The sequence below is a fragment of the Amycolatopsis sp. WAC 04169 genome (assembly GCF_003947535.1).
Taxonomy (GTDB): Bacteria; Actinomycetota; Actinomycetes; order Mycobacteriales; family Pseudonocardiaceae; genus Amycolatopsis; species Amycolatopsis keratiniphila.
Window position 1 is genome coordinate 21,041 of sequence record NZ_QHJI01000023.1, and the last position, 13,217, is coordinate 34,257.

Sequence of the window (13,217 nt, forward strand, 5' to 3'; positions counted from 1 at the left end):
CGCGCGCCAGGCTGCGATGCGCGGCCGGAAGGGCGGCATCGGCTGCCCGAACGGGCAGGTCAGCCCTCGGTCACCAGCGCCAGGTACGGCCCGAACTCGCGGTCCAGGCAGAGTCTGCCCAGCTTGCGGTACTCCCGCGCGACCGCGCCGACCAGATCCGTCATCGCCACCGGACGGCCTGCCTCCGCGGCCAGATACGCACCGGTCACCGCGGCCGAGCGGATGTGCCCGCCTGCCAGCTCGAAGGCCTCGGCGAGGAACCCGAGGTCCAGGTCGCCGGCGCGGGGCATCCGGGTGCCGAGGCAGCGGTCCCACAGCTGACGCCGCAGTTCGACGTCCGGCAACGGGAAGTCCACGATCACGTCCAGCCGCCGGGTGAAGGCCTCGTCGAGGTTCGCGCGCAGATTGGTCGCCAGCACGGCGATGCCGTCGAAGGTTTCCATCCGCTGCAGCAGGTAGGCGCTCTCGATGTTCGCGTACCGGTCGTGCGCGTCCCGCACCTCGGACCGTTTGCCGAAGATCGCGTCCGCCTCGTCGAACAGCAGCACGCCGTTGACGCCGGAGGCCTCGGTGAAGATCCGTTCCAGGTTCTTCTCCGTCTCACCGACGTACTTGTCGACCACCGTCGCCAGGTTCACGGTGTAGAGATCCAGCCCCAGCGAGGCGGCGATGACCTCGGCGGACATCGTCTTCCCCGTCCCCGAATCCCCGGCGAAGAGCCCTGTCACACCCCGGCCGCGGCCGCCGCCCGGCCGCATCCGCCACTCGTCGAGCACCTGGTCCCGGTAGCGTGCCCGCGCGGCCAGTTCGTCCAAAAGGGACAGTACGCCCGCGGGCAGCACGAGGTCGCTCCAGCCGACCACGGGTTCGATCCGCCGGGCGAGCCGCTGCAGACCGGCCGCGTTCTGGCTCCGCGCGCCCGCGCGCAGGTGGGACGTCCGCACCGGCCCGCCATCGGCGAGCGCCGTCACCGACGCCGCCTTCGCCGCGCGGGCGATCTGCCCCGGTCCCAGCACGAAATGCGCGGTCGCCTCCCCCGGATCGACATCCGGCGCGAGCACCCCGTCGAGATGGCTGCGCCAAAGACCCACCCGGCTCGCCGCGGGCAAGGGGAAAGCGTCCAGCTGCAACGGCGGGGTGGCGCTCCATCGGGGATCCCAGGCCCCGGTGCCGTGCACGACGAACGGGACCGCCGGATGAGCGAGCGTCTCCAGGCGCGGCGAGTCGTCGACCGGGCCCAGCACCAGCCCCGCGCCGCGCAGCAACGCCTCCCGTACCAGCGAGCCGGTGAGCTCGCCGTGCCGGGACTCCGCCTGCCATCGTGCCGCGTCGACCACCAGTGCAGGAAAGCCCGCCTCGGTCAGCGCCGCGACGCCGAGTTCTTCGGCGCCGCCGCCAGGATGCTCCCTCAGATAGACCAGCCCGACCTGCCCTCGGATCGCCCGGGCGAGCCGATCGGCACCGGCCACATCGGTGGACTTCGTGCCGAGGCGTGCGCACCCGGCGAGTTCCGGGGCGAGCCGGTCGTCGCCCAGCAGGTGGTTCACCACCCGGTCGGGCACCCGGAGCGTGCGTGACAGGAAGGGGCGTTCCTCCTCTTCCATGGCGAGCAGGCCGCAGGTGATCAGCGGAGCGTCGGCGTCGAGGCGCGCCCGGCCGGTGGCCGACGCCTCCGGGACGCCGCAGAGGCGCAAGGCCAGACCCGCCGTCGCCCGCCGACGGGTCACGTCGTCGTTGAGGTAGCCGTAGAACTGCTCGAACCGGCTGTCGAGGTCGGGCGCGAGCGCGACGAGCAGCAGTTCGACGTCGACGCCGGTGAGTCCCGCGCGTTCCGCCAGCGGGTGCAGACGGCCGCCCGGCACGGAGTCCGTGAACGGCGGGAACGGCTCGCGGTGGCCCTCCAGCAGCGCGTCGATCGTCTCGTTCGACAGGTACAGCCCACGGAACGGGTCCTCGGGGTTCGGGTCGGCGGCCCGGCGGCTCTCGACCGCGTCCCGGATCCGCTGTTCGAGCCGCGCCAGCCGCTCGAACAGGTACTCCAGGCTCATCGGGACTTCCGATGGGTGCGCGCCATCGCGACCCGGCGCTGACCTTCGACCGCCCCGCTCTCCGCCACATGGTGCCCGATCAGCCGGTCGTCGCCGGTGTCGAGTTTCAGGCCTTCCTCCGGCGGCCGTTCGGCCTGGTACACCCGTCCACTGTGGACCGGCGCGGAGATGACGACGTCCAGCGACGGTTTCAGCTCGCCGCCCAAGGCGGTCCAGACGTCGGCGAAGGCGCGGTCCTCGGGCGGCGGCAACGCGACCGTCATCGGCACCGGCAGGCCCATCTCGGCCAGCGACCCGGTGAGCGCCGACTCCGGGACGGCGTCGTGGGCGAGCAAACCGAGCAACAGGTCGGACAGCACGCGATGCTCGTCTTCCGGACGCTGTGTCCACGCGGTGACCAGATAGGACAGCTTGATGTGCCGGGGCGGCAGGTGCCGCGCCGAGACCTTGCCGAGCTGGTCGTACTCGTTGAGCAGGCCCCGCGAGCGGCGTCGAAGGTCCTCGCGTACGTCGTAGAGATAGACGTTCACCGTGGGAGCGTTGCGCCTCGCCGCCCACTCCTTGTTGGGCGCGTCGAACGCGACTTCGATCTCGCTGCCGCGCCGGGTCTCGCCTCGTACCAGCCGCCGCAGCGCCTCGTCGACCTCATGGATCACCGCGGACCTCCTCGGACGGGCGGTCATCCCACGATGATCGCGGCGGCGCCGGGCGGCCAGCCGCGCAGCGGCAGACCTTCGGGTACGCCGGACTGCCCATACGGGCAACGGGGCCATCGTCGGTTACGCTGCCGGTCGTGCCCCAAAAGACATGGTCACCCACTCCAGGGACACCCGTGGTCGAGTACCGGTCCAGTCGATGGTTGTTCATCGGCGGACTGGCCATGCTGGTCTTGTTCGGGCTGGCCGCCCTCTTCCCGGAAGCCGGGGGCTCCTCGTCGTCGCGCAGGATCAAGATGCCCGAGGAACCCGCGGCCTTCATCTTCGGCATGCTCGCGGTGGGCGGTCTGCTGACGGCGATCGGCTCGGTCCCCCACAAGATTCGCTTCGCGGCCGACGAACGTGGTCTGTGGTGGCGAGCCGGTCGTAAATCCGACCTGATCGAATGGGACGAGGTGCGTGCGGTGCGCGGCCAGGAACCGCGCCCGCGGCCCCAGGGCGACCCGAACGCGAAGGTCATCGTGTCGGCCCTGGTGTTCACCACCAAGGACCCGTTTTTCGAAAGCCGCCACGCGAAACTGTTCACGCGCCCGTCCACTCCCGGTCCGGAAGTGGAACTGAGACTGCCGAACAGCACCATCGTGCGGGAGCTGACCCAGGAGATCGCGAGAGTCCGGCCGGACCTGGTCCCCTAGCGTCGCAAGTCCGGTGTTTTCGCGTGTCTGGTCGGACGACACGCGTGATGGGATGGACGACACGCGTGTCGGCGCAGTCTTGCCGAGAGTCGTCCGTCTGGACACGCGTGTCGTCCATCGGATCACACGCGCCGTCCGTCTGGACACGCGCAACTGCACGACAGTCAGTACCTAAGTCACCCCAGCCCGAATCTCCACTCGCGGCCCGTATCCGACCCGGGCCGAAGGCTCCTTTCGCCGCATCAGACTCGGCGAAGGGAGCCTTCAGCCCACCGTCGGGCCACGAACAGCGGCGTCACCGAAGACCGGCGAACGTGATCGGACGGCCCGCGACCGGAGCCGGATCCAGGGTGCCGCCGCGGACGAAGGTCGCCCAGACAGCGCGGAGGGCCGTGCCGAAGGCGTCGACCTCCGCCCACGGGACCGTCCCGAGCATCGGGCTGTCCCGCCAGGCCTGCCGGGTGCCGAGCAGCAACGGCAGCTCCACGCAGTGGGTGGCACCGAACTCGGACCCCTCGGGCCGCCAGTCCAGGCGATACGACCAGACGCCGGCGCCGGCCCCGCGCAGCCGGTCGCCGAAATCCGCCAACGGGCCGACGTAGACCTCGTCGGTCCCGGCGGCGCAGGGGAACGCGGTCATGTCGTCGGCGTTCCAGCCGTACAGCACATCGAGGCCGCGCACGTTGTCCACGAAGGACGTCCGGTCCGCGGTGTCCACCGGAACGAACGCGGGAGCCATCGGGTCGCCGCTGAGCCGCAGGTTCGTCAGCGCGGTTTCCCTTTGCGCGGCAAGGATTTCCGTGATCCCGGCGGTACGCGGGTCGGTGCCGAGCGCGTCGGCGAACACCTGGCCGAGCTTGTCCGCCTGTCCGGGTGACCGGGTGGCGAGGCCGAGCGGCGCGCTCTGCAGGATCGCCCGCCGGAACAGGCCGCGTGCCTCGGGCAGGTCCATCAGCAGCCGGATGGAGATGCCGCCCGCCGACTGCCCGGCGACCGTCACGTTGTCCGGATCCCCGCCGTAGGCCGCGATGTTGGCCCGCACCCAGCGCAGCGCCTCCAGCTGATCGGCCAGCCCGAGGTTGCCGGGGCTTACGCCGTCCAGGTACAGGTAGCCGAGCGCGCCCAGCCGGTAGTTCACGCCGACCACCACCAGGTCGCCCTCGGCGGCCAGCGCGCCACCGTCGTACCAGTCCAGCAACCCGCCACCGCTGGAAAAACCCCCGCCGTGCAGCCACAACAGCACGGGCCTGCGCCCGGCGTCCAGGCCCGGGGTGCTGATCGTCAGGTTGAGACAGTCCTCGCCCTGCGGCAGCCGGTCGTGTGGCGGCCCCATCACCCGGTCCAATCGGGACGGTGGCTGCGGGCTGATCTCACCGCTCGACGGCGCCTGCCCCGTGACGGCGACCGGCGGCGCGAACCGTTCCGCCGTGGCGTAGCGAATCGGTCCGGTTCGGACAATCGTGGTCATACGCATCTCCCGGGTAGGATCGGCCGGTGATCTTGCCTCGCCTGCTGGACGGCCGACTGAAGTTCCGCCATCTCGTCCTGCTCGACGCGCTGGCCAGGCAGGGCACCGTGGTCGGGGCCGCCGCCGAGTTGCACGTGACGCAGCCGGTGGCGACCCGAAGTCTGCACGAACTCGAAGAGATCCTCGACGTCCGGTTGTTCGAACGCGGCCCGCGCGGCGTCACCCCGACCGTGTTCGGCGAGGCGTTCACCGGGCATGCCCGCGCGGTGCTCGCCCAGCTCGAACAGGCCGGACGGCACGTCGCCGAACTCGCCGACGCGGAGCGCGGCACGGTCGTGGTCGGCACCCATCTCGCGGGGTCGAACATGTTGCTGCCACGCGCCATCGCGGCGATCAAGACCGAGCGGCCGTACCTGACGATCGTGGTCCGGGAAGGTTCTCCCGAAGCATTGCTGGTGGAGCTGGAAGCGGGCCGGGTCGACCTGATCATCGGCAGGCTGACGGCGCCGTCGGACGAGCGGATCGAGCGGCGCAAGCTGTACGACGAGTCGGTGGATCTGGTGGTGCGCACCGCGCATCCGCTGGCGGGCGCGACCGATGTCGCGCTGGCCGACCTCGCGGAGTACCCGTGGATCCTCCCCGGCGCGGAGACCGCGCTGCGCCGCGAGCTGGAACAGTTGTTCACCCGCAACGATTTCCCGCTGCCGGCGAACCGGGTGGAGACCACGTCGTTCCTCACCGTGCGGCAGCTGCTGCTGGAGACCGACGTGATCGCCGCGTTGCCGAGCCTGATCACCAAGGACGACCCGAGGATCACCAGGATCGCGCTGGCGCTGGAACCCATCGGGCACAGTGTCGGGCTCACCCTGCCCGCCCAGCGCACGCTCAGCCCGTCGGTGGACGCGCTGATCCGCAGCCTCACCGACGTCGCCTCCGGAATGTCGCATTAGGACAGGAACCGCTCGGCGTTTTCGCGGGTGATCAGCCGCCGCTCGGGTTCGGTCAGGAAACCGCTCTTGCGCACCACCTCGCCGACCGGGCGTTCGCCGAGCGGGTACGGGTAGTCGCTGCCGACCATCACCCGCTCGGCGCCGAGGGTGTCCATGAGCAGCCGCAGCGCCCGCTCGTCGAAGACCACCGAATCGACGTGGAACCGGTCGAGATAGTGCGACGGCGGGAACTCCGAGGTGCCGATGACGTCGTTCCGCCGGTGCCAGGCGTTCTCCATCCGGCCGAGCCAGAACGCGAAAGACCCGCCACCGTGCGCGAAACAGATTTTCAGGCTCGGGTCGATCCGGTCGAAGACGCCGCCGAGCACCAGCGCCAGGATCGACAGATGCGTTTCCGCGGGCATCGCGGTCAGCCACCGCGCCATCCACCGGTCCAGCCGGGGCGAACCGTCCATGTCCCACGGGTGCACGAACACCGGGACCCCGAGCGACGCGCAGTGCTGCAGGAAGGTCTCCACCCCGGCGCTGTCCAGATCGCGGTCGCCGACGTGGTTGCCGATCTCCACTCCCCGATGCCCCGCGGCCAGGCAGCGTTCCAGCTCACGGCAGGCGGCGTCGGTGTCCTGCAACGGAACCTGGCAGAACGGGATCAGCCGGTCCGGCGCCGGAGCGACGATCTCCAGCGCCAGGTCGTTGAAGATCCGCGCGATCCGCGCCGCCTGCTCGCCGGTCCGGCCGTAGTTGAAGAACGCGGGCGTCGGGGAGACCACCTGGGCGTGCACGCCGTCTGCGTCCATGTCCAGCAGCCTGGTCTCCGCGTGCCAGCAGTCCGCTCCGATCCGGCGGAACTCCTTGTCCCCCATCATGATCATCGCCTCGGACTCGGTCTCCACGCGCAGCCACGGCGCGTCGGGCCCGGCGTCCGCGCGCAGATCCGGCCAGCCGTTCGGCACGTAGTGCGTGTGGATGTCGATCAGGCCGGTCATCTCAGCCCTTTCCGGGGTGGAGGGCGCCGCAGTTTCCGCAGGTGCGGGCCTGTTCGTCGCCGTAGAACGCGGTGAAGACCGGTGGCAGGTCCTCGACGATGTCGCGCACCTGGAGTTCCACCTCGTGCACCAGCGCGGCGCATTCGAGGCAGTACCACTGGAACTTCTCCAGCGTGCCCTCCTCGCGGACGCGCTCGATGACCAGGCCGATCGAGTCCGCCTCCGGGCGCTGCGGCGAATGCGGGATGTCTCCCGGCAACAGCCAGGTGTCGCCTTCGGAGATGCGGACGGTCTTCCGGCCTTCGTCGGTCATGATGTTCACGTGCATGTTCCCCTTGAGCTGGTAGAACCATTCCTCGTAGGGGTCGACGTGGAAATCGGTGCGCTGGTTCGGCCCGCCGACGATCTGCACGATGAAATCGTTGCCGAGCGCCATGGTCCGGTTGTTCACCGGCGGCTTGAGCAGATGCTCGTGCTCGGCGATCCAGGCCTGGAAATTGACGACTTCGGGAATGCCGGTCATCGGGGGGCCTCCATGTCTTTCGGTAGGTGGGCGATCGCCTGGATTTCGATCAGCAGATGCGGATGCGGCAGCTGATGCACCGCGACCGTGGTGCGGGCGGGGCCGGTTTCGTCGAAGTATTCGCCGTAGATCTCGTTGTAGCCACCGAAATCGTTCATCGAAACCAGGAAGGTGGTGATCTGCGTGATGTCGGCGAGATCGGCGCCGACATCACGCAGGATGCCGCGGATGTTCTCGATCACCGCGCGGGTCTGCGCGCGGATGTCGAGATTCGTGGTGCCGAGTTCGTCCACCTCGACGCCCTCGAACGTGTTGTCGGGACGCCGGGAACTCGTCCCGGACACGAAGATCAGGTCTCCCGCGACCTTCACATGCGGGAACCGGCCCCTCGGCTTGGCCAGTCCGGAGATCACCCGCCCGTTCATGCCAGCCCCCGCACCGAAACCCGGCCCAGCCCGGCGATGTCCGCTTCGGCGACGCCAGGCGCGAACGGCACCGCCTCGGTCGCGGCCCCGGCCAGCACCACCTGCCCTGCCCGCAGCGGGATGGCCCGCTTCCGGCACAGCTCGACCAGCGCGTGCAGCGCGCGCACCGGATCGCCGAGGATCGCCGCCGTCGAGCCGATCACCTCACGGTCTCCGGAGCGCAGTCGCACCGCCCGGTCCGCCGCCTCGCCGAACGCGCGCCACGCGCCGAGCACGTATCCGGCTGCCGAGGTGTTGTCCGCGACGACATCGGTGTGGGTGAACCGGAAATCCCGGTACCGCGAGTCGATGATCTCGATCGCCGGAGCCATCGCGTCCACGGCGGACTCCACGTCGAACGCGGGGTCGTCGAGGTCGACATCGTGAGCCAGCCGGTACGCGATTTCGGGCTCCACCTTCGGATGGATGAAGCGCGCCAGCGAGACTTCGCCGCCATCGGCGACCCGCATCGCGTCGGTGAGCCTGCCGGCGATCACCTCGGACACGCCCATCTGCGCCATCTTCGCCTCGCTGGTCAGCCCCAGCTTGACCCCGAGCACCCGCTCGCCACGGGTTTCGCGGCGGGCCACCAGCGCGGCCTGGATCGCATACGCTTCGGCGATGTCCAGCTCGTGGTCGTCGGCGAGGCTCGCGGTGTCCGCGCACGTCGTCTGCGCGAGGTCCAGCCGATCGGCGAGCGCCGAGATCTCCGCGACGGCCATCATGTGCCGCTCCGTACCAGGTCGAGTGCGATGTCCACGATCATGTCCTCCTGCCCGCCGACCAGCTCGCGCCTGCCGGCCTCGGTGAGAATCCGCCGGGTGTCCAGTCCGTACCGGGCGGCCGCGCGTTCGGCGTGCAGCAGGAAACTCGAGTACACGCCCGCGTAGCCGAGGGTCAGCGTCTCCCGGTCCACCCGCACCGGCCGGTCCCGCAGCGGGCGGATCAGGTCGTCCGCCGCGTCCTGCACCGCGAAGAGGTCCGCGCCGTGCTCCCAGCCGAGCAGATCGGCGACCGCGACGAACGGCTCGGCCGGGCAGTTCCCCGCCCCCGCGCCCTGGCCGGCCAGCGCGACGTCCACGCGGTACGCGCCGTGCTCGACCGCGGTCACGCTGTTCGCCACCGAAAGGGAAAGGTTCTCGTGCGCGTGGATGCCGATCTCGGTCCGCGCGTCGAGCACCTGCCGGTACGCGTCGATCCGCTCGGCGACCCCGTTCATCGTCAATCTGCCGCCGGAATCGGTGACATACACGCAATGCGCGCCGTAGGACTCCATGAGCCTGGCCTGCTCGGCGAGCGCGGACGGCGTGGAAAGGTGGCTCATCATCAGGAATCCGGACACGTCCATGCCCTGTTCGCGGGCCCAGGCGATGTGTTGCGCGGCCACGTCGGCCTCGGTGCAGTGAGTCGCGACTCGCACGCTGCGCACGCCGAGGTCACGGGCGCGGCGCAGCTGTCCGATGGTCCCGATTCCGGGCAGCAGCAACGTGGTCAGTGTCGCGTTCTCGATCACCTCGGCGGCCGCGGTGATCCACTCCTCGTCGGTGTGCGCGCCGAATCCGTACGTCGCGCTGGACCCGCCGAGCCCGTCGCCGTGCGCGACCTCGATCGCCGCCACCCCGGCCTTGTCCACGGCGGATACGATCCGCCGGACCTGGTCCACGGTGTACGCGTGCCCCATCGCGTGCATGCCGTCGCGCAGGGTCACGTCCTGCAGATAGACCTTCATCCGAGCCACCCCCTCGATACGGCGATCCGCTCGGCCGTGCGCAGCGCCGCCGAGGTCATGATGTCCAGATTTCCCGCGTAGTCCGGCAGATAGTGGGCCGCGCCGAGTACTTCGAGGAATACCGAGACCTTGAGCCCGGAGAGCTCCCGGCCGAGTTCGGGCACCCATTGCCGGTGCAGCGGGTCGAACTGCACTTCCTGCTTCAGCGTGTAGCCCGGCACGTACTCGCGCACCCGTTCGGCCATTAGCCGCACCGACGCCGCGATCTTCTCCCGGTCCGGCTCGCCCTCGACGAGGCAGTACACCGTGTCCCGCATGATCATCGGCGGATCGGCCGGGTTCAGCACGATGATCGCCTTACCCGTCCCGGCGCCGCCGACCTCGCGGATCGCGGCCGCGGTGGTCTCGGTGAACTCGTCGATGTTCGCCCTGGTGCCGGGCCCCGCCGAACGGGACGAGATCGACGCGACGATCTCCGCGTACGCGACCGGCGCGACCGAGGAAACCGCGGCGACCATCGGGATCGTGGCCTGTCCACCGCAGGTCACCATGTTCACGTTCGGCGCCGAGAGGTGCTCGTCGAGGTTCACCGGCGGCACCACGAACGGGCCGGCCGCGGCCGGGGTCAGGTCGATCATCAGCTTGCCGTGCGCCTCGGCCACCTCCGCGTGCCGCCGGTGCGCGCCGGCCGAGGTCGCGTCGAAGATCACCCGCACGTTGGCGAATTCCGGCAGTCCGACAAGGCCGTCGATGCCGCCGTGGGTAGTGGCCACCTTGAGCCTGGCGGCCCTGGCCAGCCCGTCCGAGGCCGGGTCGATGCCCGCCATCGCGGCCATCCGCAGCGTCTTCGACAACCGCAGCACCTTGATCATCAGGTCGGTGCCGATATTGCCGGAGCCGATGACGGCGACCGGAACCGTCGCCGTCACAGCCGCACGCACACATTCGTCGGCTCGGTGTAGAAGTGCAGCGAAGACGCGCCGCCCTCCCGGCCGATCCCGGAAAGCCCCATCCCGCCGAACGGCGAGCGCAGGTCGCGCAGGAACCAGGTGTTCACCCACGACATGCCGACGTGCATCGCCTGCGCCACCCGGTGTCCCCGGCGCAGGTCCTCGGTCCACACCGAGGCCGCCAGCCCGTATTCGGTGTCGTTGGCCAGCGCGATCGCCTCTTCCTCGGTGTCGAACGGGATCAGCGCGGCCACCGGGCCGAAGATCTCCTCCCGCACCGGCCGGTCCTCGTTGGTCAAGCCGGTCCACAGCGTCGGCTCCAGCCACGAGCCGCCGTCGAGTTCCGGCCCGAGCTCCGGGATTCCGCCGCCGGTCAGGGTTTTGGCGCCGGCCTGCTCGGCCAGCGCGAGGTAGTCCAGCACCTTGCGCCGGTGCTCCGGCGAGATCAGCGGACCGGTGGTGGTCCGCTCCGCCGCCGGGTCGCCGAGGCGCAGCCCGCGGGCCCGCTCCACCAGCCCGGCAGCGACGTCCTCGAACACCGGGCGCTGCACGTACACCCGCTCGGTGCACAGGCACACCTGCCCGGTGTTCGCGAACACCGACCGGGTCAGCCCGGCCAGCGTCTCGCCGAGATCGGCGTCCTCGAACACGATGGCGGCGTTCTTCCCGCCGAGTTCGAACGACACCGGCCGCACCCGGGGCGCGACCGTGCGCATCACCTGGGTCCCGGTGGCCGACGAGCCGGTGAACGTCACCCCGTCGATGCCGGGATGCTCGGTCAGGTACTGCCCCGCCGAATCGCCGCCGAACCCGTGCACCACGTTGTAGGCGCCCGCGGGCAGCCCTGCCTCGGCCAGCACCTCGGCCAGCAGGGTCGCGGTGGACGGGGTCTGGTCGCTCGGCTTGACCACGACCGCGTTGCCGCAGCCGAGCGCGGGCGCGACCTTCCAGGTCAGCAACAGCAGCGGCAGGTTCCACGGCACGATCACCGCGACCACGCCGAGCGGTTTGCGCACCGCGTAGTTCAGCGCCTGCGCCCCGCCCGGCAGATCGGTGACGAACGATTCCTGGCCGGCGGCCGCGATCACGTCGGCGAACGTGCGGAAGTTCGCCACCGCGCGGGCCACGTCGAGTTCGCGGGCCTGGGTGACCGGCTTTCCGGTGTCCGCGACCTCGGCCGCGACGAACTCCTCGAACCGGGCCTCGATCCCGTCGGCCGCCCGGCGCAGCAACGCCGTCCGCTCCCGCACCGGGGTGTCCGCCCAACCGTTGTGCAACGCGGCGCGGGCTCCGGTGACCGCGCGGTGCACCAGCGCGCGGTCCGCCTCGTGCACCCGGGCGAACTCCGCGCCGGTCGCCGGATCGACCGCCGGGAACCCCGGCCCGTCCGGCTCGGCGAACTCACCGTCCACGAAGTTGCGGATCCACCGCACTGACTGCGTCATGCCGTCCACTGTGGTCCGCCGGGCCCATGCGGAACAAATGCGTATCCGTGCCCCTGCTATCGCTGAATGGACATATCGCAGGGTCAGGCGTTCGCCCGCCGAAGACGTTCGGCCGCCTGCGCGCGAAGGGCGTCGTTGACGCTGGGAGGCTTGCCGTGCAGGGCTTCCCAGCGGACGTCGTGCGCCGCCGTCCACAGGCTGGCCGCCCACGCGACCTCCTGTTCCTCCTCGGTGAACCGGCGCCCACGATGCTCCTGGTAGGCCGTCAGGAACGCGGCGGAACTCTCGATCGGCGGCAGCCTGGCCGGCCCGGTCTTGGGGAACACGCCGCTCGCTCCGCCCACCAGCGCCGCCTCCGGCTGCCAGGCGAGACTGTCCCAGTCGTGCACCGACCACACGTCCGTGCCGTGCCAGCAGAGGTTCTGCGCCTCGAAGTCGGCGTGGCCCAGCACGCACGGCAGATCCGCGACCAGCAGCCGCTCGCGCACCCGGCGCGCCGTGTCGACGACGTACGCGGGCACCGCGCTCTGATCGAGTTCGTCGAGGGACGCGATCGACGGCCACACCCCGGGATCCCGGTGATCCCACCGCGACCAGCGCGGATTCGGCAACGGCGGCGGGACGGCCAAGCCGGCGAGCCCGGCCATCAGCCGGGCGAACACCTCCGCGTAGCGCACGGCGACGTCCGGCGAATCGCCGGGCAGCAACTCGCCGCCCGGGCGGAACTCCTCGGCGTGCACGGCCAGCGCGCCGACGCGGACCGGGGGCGTGAGCGGCCGCGGGCACGGGAACCCGTTGTCCGCCAACCAAGTCTGCGCGGCGACACAGGACGCGGCGCGCCCGTCGTCTTCGCGCGCCTTCACCACCACGTCTTGTCCGCCTGCCAGCCGCAGGCCGAACACCGTCGACATCGACCGCAGTTCGAACCGGACGCGGACCGGCTCGGCTCCCAGTTGCTCCGCACACCAGACCGGCAGCCAGTCGGGTAGATCATCCAATGTCACGGAAGGGGACTGTGCCAGGTTCGCCGCCCTCCCGCGCCCATGTTTGCGCGTGAAGGCCCCCTTCCCTCGGCTGAGCCGAGGGAAGGGGGCCTTCACGCGCAACGGGAGGCGACCTCGCCCCGATAAGGTCCGGCGGCAGACAACCGCTCCAGCGCTCGTGCCGCGAAAGCCACTCAGTGTCAGGGTGGTTGCGCTGTTCGTGTGAGTGGTTAGGGTCCGGACTTGGTCGCGTGGTGACTCAGAAAGCCACTGCCTTGCTGGCTTGTGAAAGAACTGTCCAGCGTGATCAAGGTCCGGGC

The 13,217-nt window shown here is 70.4% G+C and carries 13 protein-coding genes; 2 read left to right on the forward strand and 11 right to left on the reverse strand.

Annotated elements, in window-relative coordinates; all coding sequences use genetic code 11:
• Positions 1 to 59 precede the first annotated feature (59 nt).
• Positions 60 to 2,048, reverse strand: coding sequence for an ATP-binding protein (locus DMC61_RS40615; RefSeq protein ID WP_125695733.1), 1,989 nt, complete (start codon positions 2,046 to 2,048; stop codon positions 60 to 62).
• Positions 2,045 to 2,704 carry a DUF4255 domain-containing protein gene (locus DMC61_RS40620; protein WP_125695734.1) on the reverse strand — a complete coding sequence of 220 codons (660 nt, stop codon included), beginning with the start codon at positions 2,702 to 2,704 and terminating at the stop codon, positions 2,045 to 2,047. Before DMC61_RS40620 ends, DMC61_RS40615 begins: the two co-directional genes overlap by 4 nt.
• A 137-nt stretch (positions 2,705 to 2,841) precedes the next feature.
• Here DMC61_RS40620 and DMC61_RS40625 point away from each other — a divergent pair, with 137 nt between their 5' ends.
• On the forward strand, positions 2,842 to 3,399 hold the full coding sequence (locus tag DMC61_RS40625) for a hypothetical protein (RefSeq protein WP_233595111.1): 558 nt from the start codon (positions 2,842 to 2,844) through the stop codon (positions 3,397 to 3,399).
• 295 nt (positions 3,400 to 3,694) lie between these two features.
• Here DMC61_RS40625 and DMC61_RS40630 read toward each other — a convergent pair whose 3' ends face one another.
• Positions 3,695 to 4,867 (reverse strand): carboxylesterase family protein, encoded by a 1,173-nt coding sequence (locus tag DMC61_RS40630; protein WP_199750229.1) that lies wholly within the window; start codon positions 4,865 to 4,867, stop codon positions 3,695 to 3,697.
• Between the two features lie 26 nt (positions 4,868 to 4,893).
• Here DMC61_RS40630 and DMC61_RS40635 point away from each other — a divergent pair, with 26 nt between their 5' ends.
• Complete coding sequence (locus DMC61_RS40635; protein WP_125695736.1) at positions 4,894 to 5,817, forward strand: LysR substrate-binding domain-containing protein; 924 nt, start codon at positions 4,894 to 4,896, stop codon at positions 5,815 to 5,817.
• On the opposite strand, the gene DMC61_RS40640 is transcribed toward DMC61_RS40635, so the two are convergent.
• From DMC61_RS40640 to DMC61_RS40675, 8 genes are all read right to left on the reverse strand, one after another.
• Positions 5,814 to 6,803 carry an amidohydrolase family protein gene (locus DMC61_RS40640; protein ID WP_125695737.1) on the reverse strand — a complete coding sequence of 330 codons (990 nt, stop codon included), beginning with the start codon at positions 6,801 to 6,803 and terminating at the stop codon, positions 5,814 to 5,816. The two genes, DMC61_RS40635 and DMC61_RS40640, sit on opposite strands and share 4 nt — an antisense overlap.
• 1 nt (position 6,804) lies before the next feature.
• Entirely contained in the window at positions 6,805 to 7,326 is a 522-nt protein-coding gene (locus DMC61_RS40645; RefSeq protein WP_125695738.1) for a 3-hydroxyanthranilate 3,4-dioxygenase, read from the reverse strand.
• Positions 7,323 to 7,751 (reverse strand): RidA family protein, encoded by a 429-nt coding sequence (locus DMC61_RS40650; RefSeq protein ID WP_125695739.1) that lies wholly within the window; start codon positions 7,749 to 7,751, stop codon positions 7,323 to 7,325. The genes DMC61_RS40645 and DMC61_RS40650 overlap by 4 nt, the downstream gene beginning before the upstream one ends.
• Positions 7,748 to 8,515, reverse strand: coding sequence for a 2-keto-4-pentenoate hydratase (locus DMC61_RS40655; protein ID WP_125695740.1), 768 nt, complete (start codon positions 8,513 to 8,515; stop codon positions 7,748 to 7,750). The genes DMC61_RS40650 and DMC61_RS40655 overlap by 4 nt, the downstream gene beginning before the upstream one ends.
• Positions 8,512 to 9,519, reverse strand: a complete 1,008-nt coding sequence (gene dmpG, locus DMC61_RS40660) for a 4-hydroxy-2-oxovalerate aldolase (protein WP_125695741.1) — start codon at positions 9,517 to 9,519, stop codon at positions 8,512 to 8,514. The genes DMC61_RS40655 and dmpG overlap by 4 nt, the downstream gene beginning before the upstream one ends.
• Positions 9,516 to 10,448, reverse strand: coding sequence for an acetaldehyde dehydrogenase (acetylating) (locus DMC61_RS40665; RefSeq protein WP_199750230.1), 933 nt, complete (start codon positions 10,446 to 10,448; stop codon positions 9,516 to 9,518). The genes dmpG and DMC61_RS40665 overlap by 4 nt, the downstream gene beginning before the upstream one ends.
• Positions 10,445 to 11,914, reverse strand: a complete 1,470-nt coding sequence (locus DMC61_RS40670; protein ID WP_125695743.1) for a 2-hydroxymuconic semialdehyde dehydrogenase — start codon at positions 11,912 to 11,914, stop codon at positions 10,445 to 10,447. The genes DMC61_RS40665 and DMC61_RS40670 overlap by 4 nt, the downstream gene beginning before the upstream one ends.
• Before the next feature lie 83 nt (positions 11,915 to 11,997).
• Entirely contained in the window at positions 11,998 to 12,918 is a 921-nt protein-coding gene (locus tag DMC61_RS40675) for a phosphotransferase (protein ID WP_125695744.1), read from the reverse strand.
• Positions 12,919 to 13,217 lie beyond the last annotated feature (299 nt).